Source organism: Sphingobium sp. B8D3A (assembly GCF_025961995.1).
Lineage (GTDB): Bacteria > Pseudomonadota > Alphaproteobacteria > Sphingomonadales > Sphingomonadaceae > Sphingobium.
Window position 1 is genome coordinate 1,476,740 of record NZ_JAOQOS010000001.1, and the last position, 22,984, is coordinate 1,499,723.

General features: G+C 62.7%; 17 protein-coding genes and 1 riboswitch. Of the genes, 6 read left to right on the forward strand and 11 right to left on the reverse strand.

Annotated features, from left to right (window positions below; genetic code table 11):
• Positions 1–7 precede the first annotated feature (7 nt).
• Genes M2342_RS06765 through M2342_RS06795 form a run of 7 tightly spaced genes read right to left on the reverse strand, consistent with a single transcriptional unit; the run spans position 8 to position 5,446 of the window.
• Positions 8–784 (reverse strand): GntR family transcriptional regulator, encoded by a 777-nt coding sequence (locus M2342_RS06765; RefSeq protein WP_264578523.1) that lies wholly within the window; start codon positions 782–784, stop codon positions 8–10.
• A 12-nt stretch (positions 785–796) separates the two neighbouring features.
• A complete protein-coding gene (locus M2342_RS06770; protein WP_264578524.1) occupies positions 797–1,519 on the reverse strand; it encodes an HpcH/HpaI aldolase family protein in 723 nt (240 codons plus the stop codon).
• Positions 1,516–2,352 carry a hypothetical protein gene (locus M2342_RS06775; protein WP_264578525.1) on the reverse strand — a complete coding sequence of 279 codons (837 nt, stop codon included), beginning with the start codon at positions 2,350–2,352 and terminating at the stop codon, positions 1,516–1,518. The genes M2342_RS06770 and M2342_RS06775 overlap by 4 nt, the downstream gene beginning before the upstream one ends.
• Positions 2,353–2,363: 11 nt before the next feature.
• Positions 2,364–3,017 (reverse strand): flavin reductase family protein, encoded by a 654-nt coding sequence (locus tag M2342_RS06780; RefSeq protein ID WP_264577242.1) that lies wholly within the window; start codon positions 3,015–3,017, stop codon positions 2,364–2,366.
• A 1-nt stretch (position 3,018) separates the two neighbouring features.
• Positions 3,019–3,648, reverse strand: coding sequence for a fumarate hydratase C-terminal domain-containing protein (locus M2342_RS06785; RefSeq protein ID WP_264578526.1), 630 nt, complete (start codon positions 3,646–3,648; stop codon positions 3,019–3,021).
• Positions 3,648–4,514 (reverse strand): fumarate hydratase, encoded by an 867-nt coding sequence (locus M2342_RS06790; RefSeq protein WP_264578527.1) that lies wholly within the window; start codon positions 4,512–4,514, stop codon positions 3,648–3,650. Before M2342_RS06790 ends, M2342_RS06785 begins: the two co-directional genes overlap by 1 nt.
• A 56-nt stretch (positions 4,515–4,570) precedes the next feature.
• On the reverse strand, positions 4,571–5,446 hold the full coding sequence (locus tag M2342_RS06795; RefSeq protein ID WP_264578528.1) for an amidohydrolase family protein: 876 nt from the start codon (positions 5,444–5,446) through the stop codon (positions 4,571–4,573).
• 100 nt (positions 5,447–5,546) lie between these two features.
• Between M2342_RS06795 and M2342_RS06800 the strand changes: the two genes are divergently transcribed.
• Together M2342_RS06800 and M2342_RS06805 are read left to right on the forward strand one after the other, a co-directional pair.
• On the forward strand, positions 5,547–6,491 hold the full coding sequence (locus M2342_RS06800) for a 2-hydroxyacid dehydrogenase (RefSeq protein ID WP_264578529.1): 945 nt from the start codon (positions 5,547–5,549) through the stop codon (positions 6,489–6,491).
• 12 nt (positions 6,492–6,503) lie between these two features.
• A complete protein-coding gene (locus M2342_RS06805; protein ID WP_264578530.1) occupies positions 6,504–7,211 on the forward strand; it encodes a glutathione S-transferase N-terminal domain-containing protein in 708 nt (235 codons plus the stop codon).
• A gap of 26 nt (positions 7,212–7,237) precedes the next feature.
• Here the strand turns inward: M2342_RS06805 and M2342_RS06810 are convergent, their stop codons facing one another.
• Entirely contained in the window at positions 7,238–8,239 is a 1,002-nt protein-coding gene (locus M2342_RS06810) for an alpha/beta hydrolase (protein WP_264578531.1), read from the reverse strand.
• A 326-nt stretch (positions 8,240–8,565) separates the two neighbouring features.
• Between M2342_RS06810 and M2342_RS06815 the strand changes: the two genes are divergently transcribed.
• Positions 8,566–9,417 (forward strand): TauD/TfdA dioxygenase family protein, encoded by an 852-nt coding sequence (locus M2342_RS06815; RefSeq protein ID WP_264578532.1) that lies wholly within the window; start codon positions 8,566–8,568, stop codon positions 9,415–9,417.
• A complete protein-coding gene (locus M2342_RS06820; protein WP_264580007.1) occupies positions 9,417–9,803 on the forward strand; it encodes a VOC family protein in 387 nt (128 codons plus the stop codon). Before M2342_RS06815 ends, M2342_RS06820 begins: the two co-directional genes overlap by 1 nt.
• A 20-nt stretch (positions 9,804–9,823) precedes the next feature.
• On the opposite strand, the gene M2342_RS06825 is transcribed toward M2342_RS06820, so the two are convergent.
• From M2342_RS06825 to M2342_RS06835, 3 genes are all read right to left on the reverse strand, one after another.
• Positions 9,824–10,699 (reverse strand): IclR family transcriptional regulator C-terminal domain-containing protein, encoded by an 876-nt coding sequence (locus M2342_RS06825; protein ID WP_264578533.1) that lies wholly within the window; start codon positions 10,697–10,699, stop codon positions 9,824–9,826.
• A gap of 119 nt (positions 10,700–10,818) precedes the next feature.
• Positions 10,819–13,353 carry a TonB-dependent receptor gene (locus M2342_RS06830; protein WP_264573772.1) on the reverse strand — a complete coding sequence of 845 codons (2,535 nt, stop codon included), beginning with the start codon at positions 13,351–13,353 and terminating at the stop codon, positions 10,819–10,821.
• A gap of 285 nt (positions 13,354–13,638) precedes the next feature.
• Positions 13,639–14,709 (reverse strand): alpha/beta hydrolase, encoded by a 1,071-nt coding sequence (locus M2342_RS06835; RefSeq protein ID WP_264578534.1) that lies wholly within the window; start codon positions 14,707–14,709, stop codon positions 13,639–13,641.
• A gap of 524 nt (positions 14,710–15,233) precedes the next feature.
• Between M2342_RS06835 and M2342_RS06840 the strand changes: the two genes are divergently transcribed.
• Both M2342_RS06840 and M2342_RS06845 read left to right on the forward strand, forming a co-directional pair.
• Positions 15,234–16,364, forward strand: a complete 1,131-nt coding sequence (locus M2342_RS06840) for a pyridoxal phosphate-dependent aminotransferase (RefSeq protein WP_413715125.1) — start codon at positions 15,234–15,236, stop codon at positions 16,362–16,364.
• Positions 16,365–16,643: 279 nt separating this feature from the next.
• Positions 16,644–16,718, forward strand: a riboswitch (cyclic di-GMP riboswitch).
• Between the two features lie 191 nt (positions 16,719–16,909).
• Complete coding sequence (locus M2342_RS06845) at positions 16,910–22,966, forward strand: autotransporter domain-containing protein (protein WP_264578536.1); 6,057 nt, start codon at positions 16,910–16,912, stop codon at positions 22,964–22,966.
• Positions 22,967–22,984 lie beyond the last annotated feature (18 nt).

The following is a 22,984-nucleotide window of genomic DNA, read 5'->3' on the forward strand; positions in this document are numbered from 1 at the left end:
TTCAAGCCTATTTGGACTTGATGTTGAGGCGAACGACGTCCCCTCGATAGGTGTTCCGCGCAAACAGAACGAGAATGCCGTCCGCATCGACCACATAGCGCTCGATCCGCGCGACAGGGGCGTTGAGTGGGATCTGGAGAGACACCGACGCGTCGAGATCCGCCACGCCGATGGTCATGATCTGCTCCACATCGGCAATGGCCAGGCCATCGATGTCGGCGACCAGCTTCAACGCCGTTTTGCTTGTAAACGCCGCGCGCGGAATCTTGTTCGCCCAGCGCTCGGAAATGAAGACCTCGGCGATCATATAGGGCTGGTCATCGCGCCAGTGCCGACGGCTCAGCTTGCGATAGGCCCCGTCGGCAACGCCAAACTCGATCGTTCCCGCGATGCCGACCTTGCGCTCCTCGCCGACCAATTCAATCTGTGCGCCTTCCCGCGCCTGGAGCAGGCCGAGGAAGTTGGTCTCCAACTGGCACCAGATCTGATCACGCGGTGCGCCGGTGACGAACGTGCCTTTGGCGCGGTATCGGCGGATCAGACCTTCATCGGCCAACATGCCCAGGGCCTGCCGGACCGTCTCCCGCGCCACATCATAGGACAGGGCCAGCTCAACGACGGTCGGTATCTGGCTGCCGACTTCCCACACGCCCGTCTCGATATGGCGGCGGAAGACGGCCGCGAGTTGATGATAGCGCGCGATGCCCCGGCTGCCGAGGTCGGCGGCTCCTGCGGGCCGGCCACCAGGGCCTTTCGGATTGGACCGGGTTGAATGCGTGCTCACAGCCTGTCTCCGTTACAAAGAGTCCGCCATTAGCTGCCGGGCTGCCTTCCGTAAAAGGCTTTGATCGCTCCCCATGATATACCAATTGGCACCCATGTCCGAGAAGTAACGGCGCTCCGCCTCGCTGGAGACGACGACGCCCTTGATCTTTTCGCTGTCTGCCACGGCCTGAAAAATCGAGGTCACGATCGCTTCGACAGCAGGGGAGGAGGCGTCGCTTTCGCCCAAGGCCACAGCGAGGTCCGCCCGACCGATCACAATTCCGTCCACGCCCTCAAGCTCCAGAATCGCTTTCGCCTCATGTGCCGCGTCCGGATGTTCGATTTGCACCAGAACAAGGACATCGTCCGCGGCATCGATGACGTCGCGCATCGAGCCCGACCCGTAATTTGCGTGGCGTGGCGCGCTCGAATAGCCTCTGTTGCCGCCTTTATAGCGGGCGCTTGCGGCCACGGCGCGTGCCATCTCGACCGAGGCGACATGAGGAACCATGATCCCGGCGGCCCCAAGATCCAGAGCGCTGCAGATCGAGCTGCTCTGGGCGTCGGGAACCCGCACAAGCAAGGGCAACTGCGCCGCCCGTCCTGCCAGCATCATGAGATCGAGCATGCCACGGTCGAAAGGACCATGCTCCGCATCGATCACCGCGAAATCCGGCTTCTCCAGTGCCAGGATTTCGACAATCTGGGGCGCCGGAGTCTTGATGAACAGCCCGCGAGGCGCTTCCCGGCTCATGCCGCCCGCTCCACATGGGCCTGATATTCGTGCGCGTTGAACACCCAGCCCTTCGCAATGAAGTCGGCGCGAGGGGGCGCGAACACGTCGACCAGCACATGCTTGCCATCCCCCACGCCCTCCGTGGTGTGGATGATCTCGGGCGGAATGACGACCACGCTGGAAGGGCCGGCAGGCAGATGCTGATCCTCCTGCCAGAGCCGCGCATCGCGGCCCCAAGGGGTCCGCAGATGGTGGGTGAACTGGCCTTCGATGGCCAGGCTTGCCTGCTCCAGATCGGCATGGGCATGGGGGCTTAGCGCGCTATTGTCCCGCAGCCCGTCATATTCGACCCAGTTGATGCTCATGGTTTCGCTTTGCAGGAAACGCAGCCTGCCATTGTCGGGCGGAATGGTCACATCCTCGATCCGGTGAATGCGGACATCCCCCCCATGCGCGATGCGCTCATAAGCCTTGCCCGCGGGACGCACCCGCGCGTCATGCGAAGCATAGGCGTCGGCATTGCGGGGCATCGCCATGTCGGCCTGCTCACGATGGGTCGCGAGAAGATAGAAGGCCGCGGGCCGGTCCAACGCGAAGGCATAGGCGCCGGCCGGGATGATGACCACGCTATGGCCGGGCAGCGCCATGGCCCGATCTCCGCTCAGCGTTCCGCCGGCATGCGGAAGAAGCAGGATGATCTCCCGCTCCGAAGCGAAGCGATGCGATGCAGCGGGCCCGCTTTCGACCCGCTCGATGGAGAAATTCTGCGCCCTGGCAGCGGTGCGGCCAAGCTCATCTGCAGGAGAGGGCATCAGGTCCACGAGCATGGGCGTTCGCACTGGCTTGTTCATGTGTTCGGCCCTCAATAGGTTGCTTCGTTGGCGCGCTTGAACTTGCGCGCCAGTTCGAAGCTCTCCTGCGTTACCGCATATTCGGCGCCGCCCAGTCGCGACACCGGACGGGCTGCGAGCGTGTCGAAATGCCCGTCTTCGTGCAGATAGCCGGGCGCAATATGCATCCCCACCACCTCGCCGAACGTGACATTCGTCTCCGGGCCCAGATCGCCGCCGCCGAACGAGATCACCTTGATGACCCGGCATTCCAGGCTGCAGGGTGAGGCGGCAACGCGGGGCGCGGCGACGACCCGGCAGGGCGCTTTCTCGATCCCGAAATGTTCGAATTCGTCGACGCCGTAAGGCACCGGCGAGGAGGTATCGTTCATCGCTTCGAGCTGACTGGCAGCGACGAGATTGAAGACGAATTCGCCGGTTTTCCTGACGTTCGCCAACGTGTCCTTGGCCGGCCGATCCTCCGGCGTGTTGCAGGAGAACATGAGAATGGGCGGCAGGTTCGAAACGATATTGAAATAGGAGAAGGGCGCAAGATTGGACTTGCCGTGCTCGTCGACCGTGCTCAGCCAGCCGATGGGCCTGGGGGCCACGATGGCATTGAAGATACCGCGTTTGAACGACGCGCTGTCCTTCGGATCGAAAAAGAGGGGCTGGATGTTGGCCATGTTATTCCGATCTTTCGGCTGCTACGCGACGCTGCTTGAGCGTCTGCATGATTGCGGGCAGGCGACTGCGCGCCTGATCTTCAAGAGACTGGTAGATGGAGCGGCCCCGGGCATCGATGCCGACGGTGAGAGGGCCGAGATTTTCGACCCTCATCTTGCTCAGCCTGAAATGCGATGGAAAATCGCGCCATTCGACGGCGAGAACCTCTTTGATCGCTTCGGACAGGATCGGGCTCCCGCCCCCGAGCAGCGACAGGTAGACGCAGCCTGTATCCGTCATGACCTTGGCGACATCAGCGCCCAGGCCGCCCTTGCCGCCAACGATGTGCAGGTCCAGATCGCGGATAATCTGCGGCATATAGGCATCGAAGCGGCGGCTGGTCGTGGGATTGACGTATTGCACATCATAACCGCCGTCGGGCCGCGCCTCGATCATGTGCGGGAGATGGATGAAAACACCCTCCATCGCGAGCGGCAGTGGCAAGCCGCGATCAAGACAGTCGATCATCCGCTTGTGGGCCGGCAGGCCGCCGGTGACGACGATATCGCCGCTCAAAAAGACCAGATCGCCAACATTGAGCGCGGCCACCGCGTCCCGGGAAGGCGGGCATGTGATCGAGACGACCGCCATCAGAGCAGTCGTTCCACGCGGCCATCGCTATGGAGCCGCGCCTTCGCCCGCCGGTTGATCCAGCAATTGAAGCAGACCGCGACCGGCGTGTAGCCATGGCCGAAAGCGTAATCGATGTGGACGGCAAGCGCCGTGGTGCTGCCGCCAACCCCCATCGGGCCGAAACCCGTTGCATTGGCCGCCTCGGTCAGCCGCTCTTCCATGGCCGCGAGCGTTGGATTGGGGTTGAGAGAGCCGATCTCACGATAGGTCGCGCGATTGGCGAGCTTGGCCGTCAGGTCGAAATTTCCGCCAATCCCCACGCCAACAACGACAGGGGGGCAATGCTGAGACCCCGCTTCGATGATGGCATCCAGCACGCAGGCTTCGATGTCTTCCAGCGAAGGCGAGATCAACGTGCGCAAGGATGCCCAGCGTCCGGACCCGAGCGCCTTGGGCACGCAGGTGATGTCGATATAATCGGCATTGCCGAGCAGATCGACGGTAATGGCGGGCATGTCCTTGCCCGGGCCGCCGCGCTCGTTCGTCAGGGGATTATTGACGTGTTTGAGAAGGGGCGGTGAGATGGTCTCGACAAGATGGTCGAAGCCGCGGGTAATGGCGGCCTTGAGGTCGCCCTGCCACTGTGCCGCCCCGCCGATTTCGACGCAATAGGTCGGCACGCCGCTGTCCGAGCAGACGAATGTGTCTCTCGCCTCTGCGAGACGCGCACTTCGCACCATGAGATCGAGCGTTGCCCTGGCGCTCTCCTGCGCCTCATGTTCCCGAGCAGCTTCCAGCGCCTGGATCGTATCCGGCGGAACCCTCCGCAATGCGGCTGAGTAGAGGGATTCCGATATCTCCTGCACCAGATCCTCGGTAATCATGACAAGAGAACGCCCATATAACTAGGTTTTAGTTCTAGGAGTCGGGATTGGCACGGTCAAGGCATTTTCATCCCGAGAAGGGCGGCAGGATTGTCTGAAAGGCAGCGACGGAAAGCCTCTTCTCCCACCCAGGACCGGAGCTGATTGAGCAGGGCCGACGGGTCGGGCACCTGAGCGGTCCGTACAAAGGGCCAGTCCGATCCCCAGATCACCCGGTGGGGTGCCGCGTCTACAAGTGCGGATACGACCGGCTGCATGTCGCTATAGGCGCCCGGCAGTGCCGACCGCCGAAAATAGGTCAGCTTGACCCAGGCCATGCCGGTGGCGATGGCATCCAGTAGCCGGTCGAAGCGATAGGTGCCCGGACGGTCGTCCGGGGAGAGACCGGCCAGGTGATCGAACATCAACGGCATATCGCTCCCAGCGTCGCCAAGCGCCAGATCGGCGCATTGCTCCAGACTTCCCCACACATGGGCGTGAAGCCCGAGAGCGCGCATGTCGCTGCGCAGATCCTCAAGTTGATCAAAGCCTTGCGTCCCCGGATAGGGGCCGCCGTCCGGCCCCGGCACGCCGACAAAACGAAGGGCGACGAGGCCTGCGTCTCTTAATGCTGCCAGTCTATCTCGATTGATCGTCGCGCTGACAGAGCCGACTCCCAGCAGCCGGCCCTGGCCGTGGCGCAAAGCATCCAGCAGGGCGCTGTGATCGTCGCCATAGAGGGAGGGCTGGATGAGAAGCGCATGATCGAACCCCAGCCGGTCGAGCGTCGCAAGATGCAGGTCGCGGTCGGCGGACGGAGGCTCGTAAGCGCCGCCTGGTGCGAGCGGAAAGTGCGGACGCGGCCCGAAAACATGGGTGTGGCAATCCCAGGCACCAGGCGGGAGGATGTGCGGAGGACGACCGTCGCCGGAGATTCCGGAGTTGCTGGTCATGCTTCTGCCTCCTGACGTGATTTCACCGTCGGGCGACGGCCGGGGCTAGCGCTATTGACCTAATTCTTTAGGTCATGCAAGTCAGCCAGTAGGAGCGAACGTGAACGACCTGCCCGAAATTGCCGTCATCGCCGAGCTACCCGCAGATTTGCGAACCGCGCTCGAACGCGATTTTCGGTTGATCCCCGTCCCGCTCGAAGGCGCGAATGCGCAGCCCGTCACGGCAATTCCATCGACTGTGCGCGCTGTGGCCACGCGGGCGGTCCTTGGCATTCCCTCGGGCCTTCTGGAAGCGCTGCCGGATCTGGGGCTGGTGCTCTCCCTCGGCGCTAGTCTGGACAATATCGACGTCGAGGCGCTGGCCGCACGCCAGATCGTCCTCGCGCACACGCCAGACCAGTTCACGGAAGATGTGGCCGATTTTGCACTCGGGCTCATCTACGCCGCCGAGCGCAACATCGTCGCGGCGGACCGGTTCATGCGCAGCGGACGTTGGGCGGAGAACCGCTTCATGAATGGCCGTCGCGTGAGCGCCCGGCGGGTCGGCATTGTCGGACTGGGTCGGATCGGGCGGAGGCTCGCCGAGAAATGTGCCAGCCTGGGCATGTCTGTCGATTACCATGCGCGCGCCCCGGTCGCGGATTGCGCCTACACTTATCATTCCGACGTAACCGCGCTCGCTGCCGCGTGCGACATTCTGGTGCTGGCCTGCGCGGTGACGGATCAGACGCGGCGCATGGTCACCCGCGAGGTCCTGGACGCGCTTGGCCCGCAAGGCATTGTCGTCAACATCGCGCGCGGCGCCGTGATCGATGAAGAGGCGTTGATCGACGCGCTGGAAGGTCGCACGATCGCCGGCGCAGCGCTCGACGTGTTCGACAAGGAGCCGGACTTCGACCCGCGCCTGGCTCGGCTCGAGAATGTGATCCTGACGCCGCACGCCGCAAGCTTCACATTCGAAGCGCGGCAGGCGGTCATCGATCACCTGATGGACGCGGCAAGAACCTACTTTTCGAGCGTTGAAGCTTCCCATGCCCCAACATAGCGGAGAATTGCGATGCCCAGCCTGTCTGAGATGGAAATCACCCGGCGGTGGCCGGCCGAGCATCCCGATCGGATTCAGCTCTACTCCGTCCCCACGCCCAATGGCGTGAAGGTCTCTATCATGCTTGAAGAGACGGGGCTGCCTTACGAAGCGCATCTCGTCGCCTTTTCGACGGACGAGCAAAAGAGCCCGGAGTTTCTCTCGATCAGCCCGAACGGGAAGATTCCGGCCATCGTCGATCCCTCCGGCCCGGGAGGAGCCCCGATCGCTCTGTTCGAGTCCGGTGCCATTCTGCTCTACCTTGCGGAGAAGACCGGGCAGTTCATGCCTACCGATGCATCCGGTCGCTGGGAAGCGCTGCAGTGGCTGATGTTCCAGGTCGGGGGCGTTGGTCCGATGGTCGGCCAGCTGGGATTTTTCCACAAATTCGCGGGCAAGGACTGGGAGGACAAGCGACCCAGAGACCGGTACGCGGCGGAAACGGCTCGGCTGCTCAGCGTCATGAACACGCGGCTCAAAGATCGGGAGTGGTTTCTTGGCAAGGACTATTCGATCGTCGACATCTCGCTGCTCGGCTGGATTCGCAATATTGTCGGCCTGTTCGACGCGGCAGAGTTGGTTGACTTCGGATCAATGCCCCACGTCGCGCGATGGCTCGAACAAGGACTGGCGCGGCCGGCAGTTCAGCGCGGGCTGACCATGCCGCCTCGCCCGTCCTAAGGCCGGCTTTCCGGCGACGGCGGTGGTCAGCGCTCGTCCAGCCCGTGCCGGTGAAGGAAGGCCGAGAGGAGGTCGGCCACGGCCACATTATTGAGGTCCGCAAAGGGGAGGTGGGTGTTCCCCGAGAGGCCGGCGGCCGGCAAGGACAGGATTTCCGCCTTACCGCCATGGGCGTTAACGATCGCTACAAAGGTCGTCGCCGCGCGATAGGCCGCACTCCAGTTCGTCGACTGCGCAATGTGGTCGCCGAACACAATCTGGATCGGGATGCGCGTGAGCCGTTTGAATTGCTCGGCGGACACCTTGACCGGGCCGAACGGTCCCTTTCCAGCCGGCGGGCCTTCCCCTTCAGGAAACACGAACCCGGGCGGCTCGTAAGCGACGATGCCTTTGACATTGTCACTCTCGAGCGCGGTCATGAAGGCTCTGAACCCGCCGCCGGAATTGGTGACAAGCACCGTCGGCCCAATTCGGTCGACCGCCTTCGCCGCTGCCGCGCTCTGCAATTGAGCGTTCGGTACAGTGTCGAACTCATCGTACCGCGCGCGCATTGCCTGATCCCAGGCTTGCGGGTCGTCCTTGGGGAACTGGATGCCCGGGAACCAGTTGGGGTAGGCTTCCCCCAGGCGCCAGGCCTTGAAATTCCCCTCATCTCGACCGGGCACCGCCTTGTAGGTATAATCCTCGCAGCCCCAGTTCGCGCGGCCAACACGCGGGCCATCCCAGAGGTAGATCGGAAAACCGCGGCGCAGGAAGATGCTCTGGAAGCCTTCGCCGCCATCCCACCGGTTTTGCCACACGGCCACGCTGGAACTGTGCCACAGCAGCAGCGCTGTCTTCCGCGCCCGCCGCGGGATCTGATATTCCACGAAGCCGTGATCGCAGGACAGATGCCCCGATGCGGCATCACCCAGCAGCGCACCACCGACCGAGAACGAGCCTTGCCGCTTAAGGACGATGGACGCAGCGAATGCCGGAGTTGCCGTGAACGGACTCGCGGCGACGCACAAGCTGCCGATGCTCGCCAACGCTATCAATCGGCGCAGTGATCTTCTCATGGATTCGGTCTTCCCCGGAAAGGCAGATGAAGAATGTCAGGAGGCTCGCAGGGCGCGGAGGCAGTTTCCCACCGCCGGTCTTGCATCATCCATTGATCCGCAGATGCTACCGGAGAAATTTCCGCTTCTCAAGGTCGGAGGATGGCTTGCGCCGCAGACAAAGCCATGCAATTTGTGAATCCGGAATATTTTCCGGCTTATTGCGGCGCGGGCAGGTTTCAGCAGCGTCCCAGCGGCGTCTTGAGCAGGCGCCCGCCCAGACGAGAGCGATGCATCGCGGGGTTCGGAGAGGAAATTTGGACGACATTTCAGTCACGCGGATCAACGGTCTCATCGGCGCCGAGATTGGCAATGTGGACATGTCCAAGGATATTGATGACCGGACGATCGAGCAGATCACAAAAGCTCTCGCCGAGAATGGCGTCATCTTTTTCCGCGATCAGGATCTCAGCGCCGACCGGCAACGCGCATTTGCAGGCCGCTTTGCCTTGCCGGGCGCAAAGCGCGCGCCAGTGGCGGACGCGCAGATCACGATGATCGAGAAGGAAGAGCAGCAGCTAAAGAATGTGGGCGGAGGCTGGCATGCCGACCAGACATTCAACGAGGTTCCGTCCTGGGGCTCTATCCTCGCGGCGAAGGTGCTGCCGTCAGCCGGCGGCGACACGGTGTTTGCGAGCCTCGCTGCCGCTTATGATGATCTCTCCGAGGGCATGAAGACCCAGCTCGAGACGATGCGCGCAGAGCATAATAACGAGCGGGTCATCACGTCGATGTCCCTGCTGCCCCAATATGCTGGCGCCAAGGCAAAGGTCGTGAAGGCGATCCATCCCGTGGTCATCCGGCATCCGATCACCGGCCGGAAATCGCTGTTCGTCAACCGCGGCTACACGACCCATTTCGAGGGATGGACACAGGAAGAGAGCGCGCCCTTGCTCCAATATCTGTTCCAGAAGTGCGAGCGACCGGAATATCAGGTCCGTCTCAAGTGGCGCCCGGGAACGGTGGCGTTCTGGGACAATCTCCAAGTCCTGCACTATGCCGTCAATGATTATCACGGCGAGCGGCGGGTCATGCAGCGGGTCTCCGTTTCGGGCATTCGCCTCGATCGGGCGGGGTGCACAGCAGCGGCCTGCGTGTCCCAGCCATGATGTTCAATCACATCTTTGTCGGAACGAACGACCTGGAGAGAGCGCGGCAGTTTTACGATGCCGTGATGGGGGCACTGGGGCATGCCAATGCCGCCGCCCCGGACGCGCCCCTGCTTTCTTATCGCTGCGGCGAGCAGGGCTTCGCCGTCAGGGCGCCCCGCAATGGCGATCCGGCAACCTTCGCGAACGGCGGCACGATCGGCTTTCGGGCGCCAAGCCCGGAACATGTCGATGCGTTTCATCGTGCCGGGTTGGCCAATGGAGGGGTAGACGATGGCGCGCCTGGCACGCGGCCGGGCAGTTACGGCCAGCCATATATCGCCTATCTGCGTGATCCTGACGGCAACAAAGTCTGCGCGACCTGGAAAGCTTCCTGGAAGGATTAGTTGCGCCGGTGCAGCTGCCCTCAGAGCAGCGAAGACGCCGCCTGTTCGATCTCGATCGCAGCCTCCTGCAATGGGCCAAGCAGATCGGCCACCAGCCGATCCAGGGACGCACTGCTGACCGAGGCGGCTGCGACAATCGAAGCCGCCTGAACCCCGCCCAGCGACAGGGGGACGGCAATGGAGCGTTGGCCGAGGAAGATCTCCTGATCGTTCAAGGCATAGCCTTTGCTCCGCGCCTCTTTCACATCGGCCTTCAGCGCTGCGGCACTCGAAAGGGTGTTAGGCGTGAAGGATTGGAAGTCCCAGCCTATCAGGCGCTCGTCCAAGACGTCCGGCGCCAATCCGGCGAGCAGGACCTTGCCGGGCGCCGTCGCATAGGCCGGTAGTCGCGCGCCGACATGCACGTAAAAGGGCTCGATCGGCTTATGCGTGCCCCGCGCGATGTAGACCACATCCCGCTCGTCCAGCACCGTGATGCAGCACGTCGCATTCAGCCTGCGCGCAAGCTGGGTTAGAAGCGGTTTCGCGATGGCGGCGAATGGCTGCGACGAGAGATAGGAAAAGCCGAGTTTGAGAACCCGGGGGGTGAGGCAGAACCGGCCTTCGTCGGCTACGGCATAACCGAGTTTCTCCAGGGTCCGCAGAATACGGCGGGTGGTTCCCGGCGTGAGCTTGAGCTCCCGTGCAATCTGACTCAAGGTCCAGTCAGGATTGTCCGATCCGAACAACTCCAGGACGGCTAGCCCTTTTTCCAGCGAGGGAATGAAGTCGTCATCCACCGCGCGCACGCCCTCCTGCTCCCCAGTCTGCGTTTTCGATTTGGCCATGTTCAATATTCCGACTTTTTCGCGGGGAATGATGCTGCTCTGCTTTCCACGGCTGGCGGTCAGAATCAAGCTGACGCCCTTAGCCGATCCTGCATGGCGGACAGAGCCGGAAGCAGACAGGGCCGCCGGCGCCAGCCGACAGCCCTGTGTTGCTTTGGGGCAAGCCGAATGCTCGGCTCAGCGCATTATTAGAAGCTCTTCTCCACAGTCAGGTAGAACTGGCGTGGCGCCGCCGGCTGCGCGTTGGTGTAGGCCGCGCCCAACGCCTGGGAGTCGAACACGTTATAATAATAAACCTTGTCGAACAGGTTCGTGGCTCCAACGGCGATCGAGAAGTCATATTCGTCGTTGTCGTAGGTCAGGCGGGCATTGAAGACCGAACGCGCCGGCATAAGGTTATCAAAGGTGGTCGACGTGCCGGACACCACCTGGCTCGATTCATAGATCCAGTCCACCCGGGGCGTGATCGATCCGGCCAGTGACGGAAGCTCCGCCGTGTACTGCACGCCCGCATTCGCCGTCCAGAACGGCGAATTCTGCCGCCGGTTGACTGCGCGCTCCCGAATGTCCGGCGCCGTCAGCTTGGTGTACCCCACCGAGCCATTGATGAGCAGGCCATCGACAGGATTGATGGTATACTCGGCTTCAAAGCCGCGGATTTTTGCAGCCTGATTGCGATAGTAGGTCCGTCCGAGGCAGGTAATCCCGGTGCCTGCCGCCACGACCGCACCGCAGGTGGTCGACCCCGCAGGGCCTCCCGCGAGTGGGACGAGCGTGCGATTTCCGGGCACGGGCTGACCATTTGCGTCCAGCAGGGCCTCGGATCCTGAAATCGAAGTCGGGCGGTTCTTGAAGTCGGTATAGAAGGCCGCGAGATTCAGGCGCACCCGACGATCGAAGAGATCGAGCTTGGCGCCGATTTCGTAGGCGATGTCGTCATTGCCATCATATTGCGCGATCTGCGAGGGCTGTTGCGGGCGCGGATCGAAGCCGGGAAGCGAGTTGCCGGTCGCAGCGGACACATAGATGAGCGCGTTCGATGCCAGCTGATAATTGACGCCGGCCTTCCAGTCGAACCGCGTCTGCTGCGGAACGACGTAAAAGACCGTGTCGCTGGCGCTGGGCGAGGTGTCGAGGACGTTATAAAAGTCGACGACCTTCTTGTCGTCTGAATAGCGCAGGCCGCCCACGAAGCTGAGCGCTTCACCAAATGGCCGGATCGTGGCGTTGGCGAAGACCGCCTTGCTGGTTGGGTTGAACTCAGAATCGATGAGCCGCTGGAACGAGCTCTGGGGCGAGATGAAGGCGGCGTGCTGCGAGCCATCGGCCGTGAAGTAGAAGCCGCCCACGACCCAGTCGATGAACGATGACTTGCCGGACAGGCGCGCTTCGGCCGTCCAATATTCCTCCGAGAAGGTATTGGACCGCAACACCACATTGAGCGGCGAGCCATCATCGTCATAGGAATGGGTCTCGACCATCTCACGATGGGCGACCACCGCGAGGAAATTAATGTCGGGATTGATGTCCCAGCTCATCTTGGCTGAGACGCCCCAGTTCTTGAGGTCGATGAACGGCGAAAAGCTGGCGCCGCCGCGTACGGCCACACCATTGATCCGCAAGCCATTATAGAATGTGTTGCCCGGGATGACCGTGCCTGCGGCGATGGGATCGCTGAAGCTGGCATAGGTGCTGTAGGGATCGCCCGTCAGGAAGCGGGTGTCATAGGCCAGACCCAAGGTGTTGGCGGCGGACACGACCGTCCCGGACACCCGGTTGTTGATGATCCCGACGATGCTATCGGCGTTATTCTCGCTCGTATCGCGGATATAGTCGCCCGTCACCGTGAACCGCAGATCCTCGGACGGCTTCCAGAGCAAGGACCCCCGGTAGGCCTGCACATCTTCGCCGCCCTGATGGCCGACGACGCAATCCTTGGGCGTGAACCCGGCGGTCGGCATGTTGAGGGTCGAGGCATAAGGCAAGGAGCCCGATAGCGCAGGCGTGCCGCGCGCGCGCATCTCGCAGGTGAAATCGAGGATCTTCTGATAGCCCGTCCGCTTCTTCGAAAGCGCAGAAACGGAGAGGGCGAGCTGCTCGTTCAACGGCAGATTTAGCGAGCCGCGGAAGTCCATGCGGTCATAGGAGCCGGCTGTGATCTGAATACGCCCATAAACATCGCTGGTGGAGGGCTGCTTGCTGATGATGTTGACGGCGCCGGCGAGTGAATTCCGCCCAAACAGGGTGCCCTGCGGACCCCGGAGCACCTCGATATGCTCGATATCCAGAAGATCGAAGTTCGACCCGAGCAGCGTCGGGAAATAGACGTCGTCGAGATAGAAAGCGACGACAGGCTCGCTGGCGAGGCTCGTATCCCGATTGCCGATCCCCCGGATCGTCGCATCGATACCGGGCCCGAATGCACCCTGCGACTTCCGGAATTGCGTGTTGGGAACCACAGCGGTCAGTTCGCCGACGCTGGTGATCCCCTTCTGCTCGATCGCCTCGGCCGTGACCGCGGTGATGGCGATCGGCGTATCCTGCAAATTCGTCGACTGGCGCGTGGCGGTAACCACAATGTCCTCAAGGCCGCCTGCCCGGCTGTCCTGTGGCGTCGCTTGCGGGGCCGCCGATGCCGATCCAACCTGTGCGCTTGCCGGCCCTGCTAACAAAGCGAGAACCAGCGCTGCCGAGCTTATGGTTGCCAATTCCAGGTTTTTCATCTCAGTCTCCCTCGGGCGAATTCTAGCGAAATGGAGACCCTCTCGTCGCCTCTCGCGATGCTCGCCATATTTCCGGATATTTTTCCGGTTAGCGATCTAGCGCGCATTTTCGGCAGCTGCAATCCTAATAATCGGCGAACTCCAGAGGAATTTGGCGGAGGTGCGATGTATCTATTTTGTAAAAATGAGACAGGATTGTGATGAGTCGGGCGATAAAATATGTGATCAACTACAGATATGTCTTGTCTACATGTATGATCTCGCTGAGCGAGTTCATGTATATGTTTATCGATCTACGACAATTTTCAGATTTTTTCCGAAGAATGGGAGGACTTCTTTTTGCATTCTTTCCGGAACTTTACTGCTGTGATCGCCCGGATAAATGTCCAGTTGATTGCTTATAGCATAGTTATCTAGGTTTTTATGGAGCTCGGTTGCTGCGGTGACGATCGTGTCCTGATCGCCGACGTCGATGCCAATGGCGCGATAGGTCCTGAGAGCAGCGACATACTGGTCGATGAAACTGAGCGGGGCATTGGCTGCGCGCTTGGCCATGATCGCCTCGCGCGACTCGCCCTGTTCCGTAATCGGCAGATCGACGAAGAGCGGCGGCTTCGCCGGATTGGGCGAGAAGGCCGCCGCTGTCGCAAGTGGCCCTGCATATTTGAACGGGAGGCCTCGGGCAGCCTGAGGGGATGCAAGATCGTTGATCTCCCTCACTTCTTTTGCGGTCAATCCCTGCGTTCCGAGAGCGCTCAGGCAACAGGGCGACATCATGTAGAGAACGCCAAACCGCCCTGGGCGCTTCATGCCAATGCGCGCGACGCCGTAGCCGCCCATGGAATGCCCCATCAAGCCACGCGCGGCCGCCTCTGGAATCGAGCGGAACTCCCGGTCGATATAGGCAGGCAGTTCATCCGCTATGAATGTCTCGAAGTCGCCGGTGACAGTAGAACTGCCATAGAAAGATCCGCCATACTCATTGCTCCCATCGGGGAACACGACAATGACCTCCGGCACTCCCGCAGCAAAAGCTGCAGCGATCCGCCTGGCCGCATCGAGTTTCTGCATCCAGCTTGCTGCATCGATGGAGAAGCCGTGCAGGGCGTAGACGACAGGGTATCGCCGCTTGATGTCGCGGCCATAACTCGGGGGAAGAACGACAAAGACCTCGCGCTCGGCGGAGGTCCCCAGAAGATTGCCGGCAATGGCTTGTGAGTGCACCAACCGTCGCTCCACCCGAACCTGGGTGTTGGGGGCTTCGGCCTGGCTTGCGATGGATGGAGCGGCGGGAGCGGCGCCAGCGGCCAGCGAGGCAGTGACAAGCCCAAGGCCACCCAACAATCGCATCTTCATATCTGAATCCTCTCTGATCGCCAGGCCAGGAGCGGTTGCTCACGGCCAACACTGCATGCGAGGCCGGTCGGCGCCAGTCGCGCTTACTTCACTATAAACATATGTTTACATGTTTTATTGGTCAAGCAGCTCGGTTTTGAAGGTGGCTTGCATCCAGGGTCGGGACGAAGAACACACAACGCGCCATGCTAAAGGCTCGAAAAGTGGCGCGCATCGTCGTTGACCGTCATCCGCCAATGGCTGAGGTCACGGGGCTCGCTTGATCCTGCCGGGCACCGCGCCGCGGTGGTGTCGACGCGCGGTGCACTGGGCCTCGATCATGTCGGCGACCGCAGCGCCGCAGCGGCAACCTATCCGAAATTATCGCGGACGCTGCCTTCCGCTTGGACGATCGCGAGGGTTGCTTGTCCCTCCTTAATTGATTTTTCGAGACATAGTCCTCCGGCTCCGACCGGTAGGGGATGCACCGTTGGCATCTGTGCCGGGGCCGGCTATCGGCGCTGTACCGAGCGATGGATGATCTGATGGAAGTCGAGCCGTTTCAGGCCATAGAATTGAGCAAGTTGGCCTATCGCCTGGGCGCGGAGGGGCGATCGGTTCTCCATATGGAGTTTGGCCAGCCCTCCACGGGGGCGCCGCAGGCCGCGTTGGACGCTGCGCGCCACGCGCTCGGCATCGATCCGATGGGCTATTGGGAGAGTCCTGCGCTGCAGGCGCGGCTCGTCCAGCTCTATAGGGAGCGGTACGGCATGGCAGCCGAGCCGGATCAGTTCCTGCTCACCTGCGGCGCCTCGCCGGCATTGGTCCTTGCGCTGAGCACCCGGTTTAAGGCGGGTGATCGGATCGCCATGGCCCGGCCGGGCTATGTCGCCTATCGCAACACGGTGCGCGCGCTCGCCATGACGCCGATCGAGATCGAATGCGGCGAACAGGCGCGCTTTCAGCTGACGGCGCGCGCGCTCGCGGCGCTGGATCCGGCACCGCAGGGTGTGATCGTCGCCAGCCCGGCCAACCCCACCGGAACGATCATCGCGCCTGCCGAACTGGAGGCGATTGCGCGGCTCTGCCGGGAGCGCAGCGTCGCGATCATCTCGGACGAAATCTACCATGGCCTCAGCTATGGCGAACCTTGCCGCTCGATGGGGGAATTCGCACCGGATGCGATGATCGTCAGCAGCTTCTCCAAATATTACTGCATGCCCGGCTGGCGGCTCGGCTGGCTCTATGTGCCGCGCGCCATGGTCGAGCGGGCACGCGCCTATATGGGCAGCCTGTTCCTGACCGCGCCATCGATCAGTCAGCATGCCGCTTTGGCGGCGCTGGACTGCACGTCAGAGCTGGAAGCGCATCGCGCCACTTATGCCCGTAACCGGGACATTCTGCTGGACGCCTTGCCAGCCCTCGGTCTGCGACGCATCGCGCCGCCGGATGGCGCCTTCTACATCTATGCGGATGTCAGCGACTTTACCGATGATAGCCCTGCGTTCTGCAAGAAGCTGCTCCTGGAAACCGGGCTCGCCATGGGGCCGGGGCTCGACCATGATCCGGTCAATGGCCATCGGTTCATCCGGCTGAGCTTTGCGATCACGGAAGCCGAAGTGCAAGAGGCAGTGCGGCGCCTTTCGGCGTGGTTGCCCGACCAGCGACGGCTGTAACGATCACGTCGCGGGGGGCAACCATATTTTAGAGCAACGGATGCAGCGCAATCGACGTCGTGCTTGCGTTGAAGTTAACTATAGTTATCGGCTTAACACGGCCGGTTATGACCCCGCTCCAGACCGAGGGCGACAATTTTCACACGACAAATCAGCTGCATGGCTCCGATCTGCATGCGCGCCATCTCGACAAGGCCGGGCTTTTTTGTTGCGCTGCCGCTCAGCTAACGTTAATATTCCTCCTGAAGATGACGGCTCCGCCCCACGGGCGTTCGTTGCCTTCGACAAGGGCAAACTGTCGGTAACGGCGGGACGCAAAGCCTCCGGCCCCAATGGGGTAGCGGGGCTACCGGGGGATGAAACAGAGCATTTTCGGATATCGTGTGTAGCCTGCTGTGAGAAGGTCATTGGGTTCGTTTGAACCTCAGGCTGCGCTCCCTGTCGTCGCGCTTCGATCCCTGTCTCAAATCCCGTTGAACCGCACCTGCATGGCGGTTTGCCCTTCACATCATCTGGGCGGTGGGCCCACACGAGGGGATTTCGTAATGCAGGGTAAGGCAATCAAAACGCGCAGCGCCGTTCGGCAGGCTCTCAAGGCAGGTCTGTTCAGCAGTGTCGGTATCGCGGGGCTGCTGGCGGGCGCATCGGTCGCGCAGGCCGATACCGGAGTTTGCGAAGTGACGGGTGATGTCACGCTTTTTTTCTGCGATACGTCGTTGGTTAAGGCTCGTATTGAAGGAGGCGATACCAGCCTCACCGTGAATGGCGCACAGGTCGAGGAGAGCATCACAGTCGATGGCGTGAGCTACTATACGTGGGATAACACAATCCCTGGCGACATTACCTCGACGCTCCTCATCACCAATTCCACGATCAGCACCACTAATAATGGCGGCGTAAACGTCAGTTCCAATATCGTGGGTCGGAACGACATTTCGGTCACCTTGGGCCCGGACGTCACAGTGGATAGCGTGGGTGGCAACGGTGGCATCTGGGTGCGCAACCAGGTTGCGGGTGACATCATGATCCAGAACGATGCGGCGCTGACCGTCTCCGGCGTGAACACCAACGGCATTTCCGCGACCACCAACGCTGGGTCGGTGAGCGTCACCAATAGCGGTGCCATCACGGTCAACCCAACGGTAAACCCCGCAGACTTCACGCAGCGCGGGATTTACGCCGACGGCGGCTACAATGATGTCGAGCCGGTCGAGGTGACGGTGACCAACACCGGCCAGGTGCAGGCTCAGGCAGCGGGCATCCGCGTCGTCAATTACAACGGTCTTGCGAAGATCACCAACAATGCCTCGGTATCGTCGGTCAACAATCAGGCACTTGTCGCCTGGACGCCGGACGGCGAAGTGGTGATCGACAATCAGGAGCAGGGCATCGCGACATCGGAGTCCGGGCCGGCGATCCAGGGCGCCTCGCAGATCGGTGACATCACCATCACCAATGGGGGCCTTGCAGAAGGCGAGACCGGTATTCTTGCCATAGCGGGCTTCGATCCGGATGAGGCAGGCTCCGGCGCCATCACCATCACCAACACCGGCACCGTCACCGCCAGGTCCGGCAGCGCCGTTCAGGCGCGCACACCGGTCGGCAATGTCGTCATCGACAATAGTGGAACGCTGCAGGCGAATGGCGAAAGCGCGGCTGTGGATGCAGACGCGGTCAGCGGCACGGTCCAGATCACCAATTCCGGGTCGATCCTGGGTGAAACCGCTATCGTCACCAACAATGCGCCGACCACAATCATCAACTCGGGCGTCATTGCAGGGGGGGCTTCGTCCGGCCACGCCATTCTGATGGGTGCCGGCGACGTGACACTGGAACTGCGTGCCGGCTCCAGCATCACCGGTCTCGTCGCGGATGCGGATATCGCGAGCGGCACCAACACCCTGGCCCTGGGCGGCATCGTCGACTCGTCATTCGATGCCGGCCTGATTGGCGTGCAGTATAATGATTTCGATGAATTCGTGAAGGTAGGGGACGGCACCTGGACGCTCACGGGGACAGGAACGACCGGCTGGACAGTCAAGGAAGGGACGCTGAACGCAGGCAGCAATGGCGCATTCGGCGTTGGCCAGGACTATGTCGTCGAAGGTGGCGTGCTGGGCGTGGGTGGTTCGCAGAATGAGGTGACCTTGGGCTCGCTCACTGTCGCGCAAGCAGGCCTCGTCGGCACCGACGGGGGCGTGCTCGTGCTCGATCAGAGCAGCGACACCGTGTTCGCTGGCGAGTTGATCGGCGGAGGGACGTTCGTCAAGGCGGGCGAAGGCGTGCTCGCGTTCACCGGTAACGGCTCGCCCTTCAATGGCGCGCTGGATGTTACCGGCGGTTCATTTAACCTGACTGGCAGCCTCGTCACGACTTCGGTCTCCGTGGGCGGCGCCGAAATTGCTTCGCTCAACATCGTGAGCGGCGGTACGCTCAATTCCACCGAGGGCTTGATCGGCATGGGAGGAACGACCGGGGCCGTCACTGTCTCTGGCGAGGGGAGCTGGAGCAGTTCCAGCTCCATACAGATCAGCCGTGACCCCAACTCCTCCGGTTCGCTGACCATCATGAATGGCGGCTCGGTCGAGACGGTGAATGGCAGCATCTACATGGGCGCGGGCGGCTCGATCAGCGTCAGCGGTGAAGGGTCGGCGCTTCGGGTCGGTACGCTGCATTCCGAACTGCCGGCCGACTGGGTTTCGGCCGATGGCTGGTTCAGTGCGGATGAGGGCAGCATCTCGGTGACCGACGGTGGTTTGCTGGAGGCTGACGGCAGCTATATCGGCGGAAACGGGTCCGGCACGGCGACGATGATCGTCGACGGTGCCGACACGGTGTGGCGCAACGGCCTCAGCCTGTACATCGGCGGCACCGGCAACGACACCGTTGGCCAGGGCAATGTGACGGTGTCCGGCGGCGCAGAAGTCACGTCCTACACCAGCGCGCTTGGCGTCGACACCGGCTCGAGCGGAACGCTGACCCTCACCGGCGAAGGCACGACCTACAGTGTTCTCGCCCGTAACGGTTACGCCGGCAACATGCGGGTCGGCTACAGCGGCACGGGCACCGCCACGGTTTCCAACGGCGCCCTGCTGTCGGCAGCCGCCCTGATCGATGTGGCGAGCCAGGAGGGCAGCAGCGGTACGCTGACCATCGAGGCGGGCGGCCGGGTCACCGGCGAATCCCTGCGAATCGGTGGGGCTCAGTCCGCTGTCGGTAGCGTCAGCGTCGATGGAGCAGGCTCCACGCTTGAGATCGGCAGCGGTCGCATCGGTATCGGCATCTCTGGCGAGGGCACGCTCATGGTCAGCAATGGCGCCTCGGCGAGTTCGCAAGGTGCGATCATTGGCTGGGAGTCGACCGGTCAGGGCACGGCTACCGTGAGCGGCGCGGGCAGCACGTGGACCAATGACGGCATTCTCTACGTCGGCAACGTCGGCGAAGGAACGCTCAACATCGCGCAGGGCGGTCGGGTCACCAGCACGGATGGCTATGTGGGCACCGTCAGCGGCTCCACAGGCGCGGCGAACATCAGCGGTGCCAACTCGGTCTGGGACATGAGCGGGCTGTTCATTGCCGGCAACGAGGCGGGCGCACAGTCGACGATCTCGATCTCCAATGGCGGCACATTGCGCGCGGTTCAGGGCACGCTGGGCAATCTCACGGGATCGCAGGCGAGCATGATCGTGACCGGCGCTGGCTCGACCTGGAGCGCCTATAATGATGGCCTGACGAACTGGGCAGGTTACATCAATGTCGGCCTGTTTGGCAGCGGCACGCTGGAGGTCTCGGACGGCGGCAAGGTAGAGGCGGTGCGCGTCTACATCGGCAATGATGTCGCCTCGAGCGGCAGCGTAACGGTAAGCGGCGCAGCTTCGGCGATCCGGACAGAGGAAGGCCTCTATATCGGTGCCGAGGGGGCCGGCGTCCTGACCCTGGCCGATGGCGCAGACCTCAGCGCCCAGGTGATCAAGATCGGCAATCGCGCCGGCTCCACCGGCACGCTGAGCATCGGCGCGGCGGCAGGCAGTGCGGCCCAGGCGGCTGGTGTGATCAACGCCGTGCAGGGCATTCAGTTCGGTGCCGGGGCTGGCAAGCTGGTCCTGAACCACAGCGGGATCGATTATGCACTTGCCGCCAGTCTGTCGGGCAATGGCGTGGTCGATGTTCTTGCGGGCAAGACGGTGCTGACCGGCGATGGCAGCGCCTATACTGGCGCGTTGAACGTGAACAGCGGCAAGCTGGTGCTGGCCAACGTGATGAATGCCAACTCGACCGCGATCGCGGCGGATGGCACCCTGCAGATCGGTAACGGCGGAACGGCCGGTACGCTGGTTGGCGACGTCCACGCCAACGGCACGTTGGTGTTCAACCGCAGCGATGTGTCCAGCTATGGCGGCAGCATCACCGGGCACGGCACGATCGTGAACGCCGGGTCGGGCCGGTTGGTACTGGCCGGCGATAGCAGCACGTTCGCTGGCCAGACGAAGGTTGATGCCGGGACGCTGCTGCTCACGGGCAAGCTCAATGGTGCCGTGACCGTCAACGCCAATGGCACGTTGCAGGTTGGCGATGGCGTCCGCAATGGCGAGCTGACCGCCAGCACGACCAACGACGGCACGCTGATCTTTAATCAGGTTGCAGACTATGATTACACGGGCGCTCTTTCGGGCAACGGCAGCCTGATCAAGCAGGGCGAGGGCACGCTGCTGCTCTCGGGCGATTATGGCTATACCGGATCGACGGTGGTGCAGGCGGGCCGGGTGCGGCTGCTGGCGCAGCTCGACAGCGCGACCGATCTGGTCGTGGACGATGGCGAGTTTGACCTGAGTGGCACCGACCAGACCGTTGCGGGCCTGAGCGGCGCTGGCGGGACGGTGAGCCTGGGCACGAGCACGCTGACCGTCAACCAGAGCAGCAACACGCTGTTCGGCGGCAGCTTCAGCGGCAGCGGAACGATTGCGCTGAACGGTCCGTCCAGCGCGCCCGTCAGCATCAACCTGACCGGCGAGAGCTTTGGCTCGTTCACCGGTGCGCTCAACCTCGAGGGCATCGTGACGCGGGTGAACGGCTCGATGGGCGGCACGATCACGGTCGGCAGCGATGCGGCCCTGGGCGGTCGCGGGCAGGTGAACAATATCGTGGTCGGCAATGGCGGCACGCTGCTGCCGGGCAACTCGATCGGCACGCTCACCGCAGCGGGCAATGTCGTGTTCCAGGCAGGCTCGACCTATGAGGTGGAGGTCAATGCCGAGGGCGAGAGCGACAAGCTGATTGTCGGCGGGACGGCGACCATCCAGGGCGGCACGGTCTCGGTGCTGGCGGCTGCAGGCAATTATCGCTTCAGCAATGAGTACACGATCATCACGGCCGCGGGCGGGGTGACCGGGCAGTTTGCGGCCACCGATGTCGATCTGCCGTTCCTGACGCCTGAGCTGAGCTATGACGCCAATAATGTCAGGCTCGTGCTGACGCGCAACAATCGCAGCTTCGAGAGCGTGGCGGTGACGCCCAACCAGTTGGCCGTGGCCCTCGCGCTGGATGCGAGTGACGACAATGCCAGCCTGTCCCGTGCGGTGGCGGGGCAGCTTGAGGAAGCCGGCGCCGTCCGCGCGTTCGATGCGCTGTCGGGCGAGTTGTGGGCGACCGCGGGCACGCTGATGGTGGACGGCACCCGCCGGCTTGGCGACATGGTGATCGGCCGCATGGAGCAGGCCGATGTGGTCAGCCGCACGCTGGCCGGTGCCGGCTCGTCGGCCCGCACGCTGCGTGATGGCAGCACGGCGGTCTGGGGCCAGGGCATCGGTGCGTGGAGCACGCTCAAGAGCAATGGCAATGCGATCAAGGCGACGCAGAGCACCTTCGGCTTCATCACCGGTGTCGATACGGGCCTTGGTGGCTGGCGTCTGGGCGTGGCCTTTGCGCATGAGCAGAACAAGGTGCGGGTCGATGGGCGCAGCAGTGAGGCGACGGTCAACGGCAACAGCGCGCTGGTCTATGCCGGCGGTGGCTGGGGCGCCCTGCGCGCCCGGATCGGCGCCTCCTATAGCTGGCTCGACGTGAACGGGACGCGCAAGGTGGCGTTCCTGGGCGTCAACGATGCGCTGGCGGGCGATTATGATGCCAGGAGCGCCTCTGCCTTCGGTGAGGTGAGCTATGCTCTCCCGCTGGGCGCGGTGACGGCCGAGCCCTTTGCCGGCGTGACCCATGTCCATCTCAAGAGCGATGCCTTCACCGAGACGGGCAGCGCCCTGACCGCGCTGGGCGTCACGGACAGCACCCGCGATGTGACCTACACCACCCTGGGTCTGCGTCTGGGCGGCGCAGTGCCGGTCAGCGCCACCACGGTGCTCAGCCCGCGCGTCTCGGCAGCCTGGCTGCGCAGCTTTGGCGATGTCGATGCGACCAGCCGCAACATCCTCTCGACCGGCGAGGCCTTCTCGGTCGCGGGCCTGCCCACGACCCGCGATACCCTGCGTCTCGAAGGCGGCGTTCAGGCCAACATCATGCCGGGCGGCTCCATCGGCGCCACCTACGTGGGCAACATCGGCGACCAGTGGAAGGACCACGGCGTCAAGATCGGCTTTAGCTACAGCTTCTGAGGCCATTCCGACCGTTAA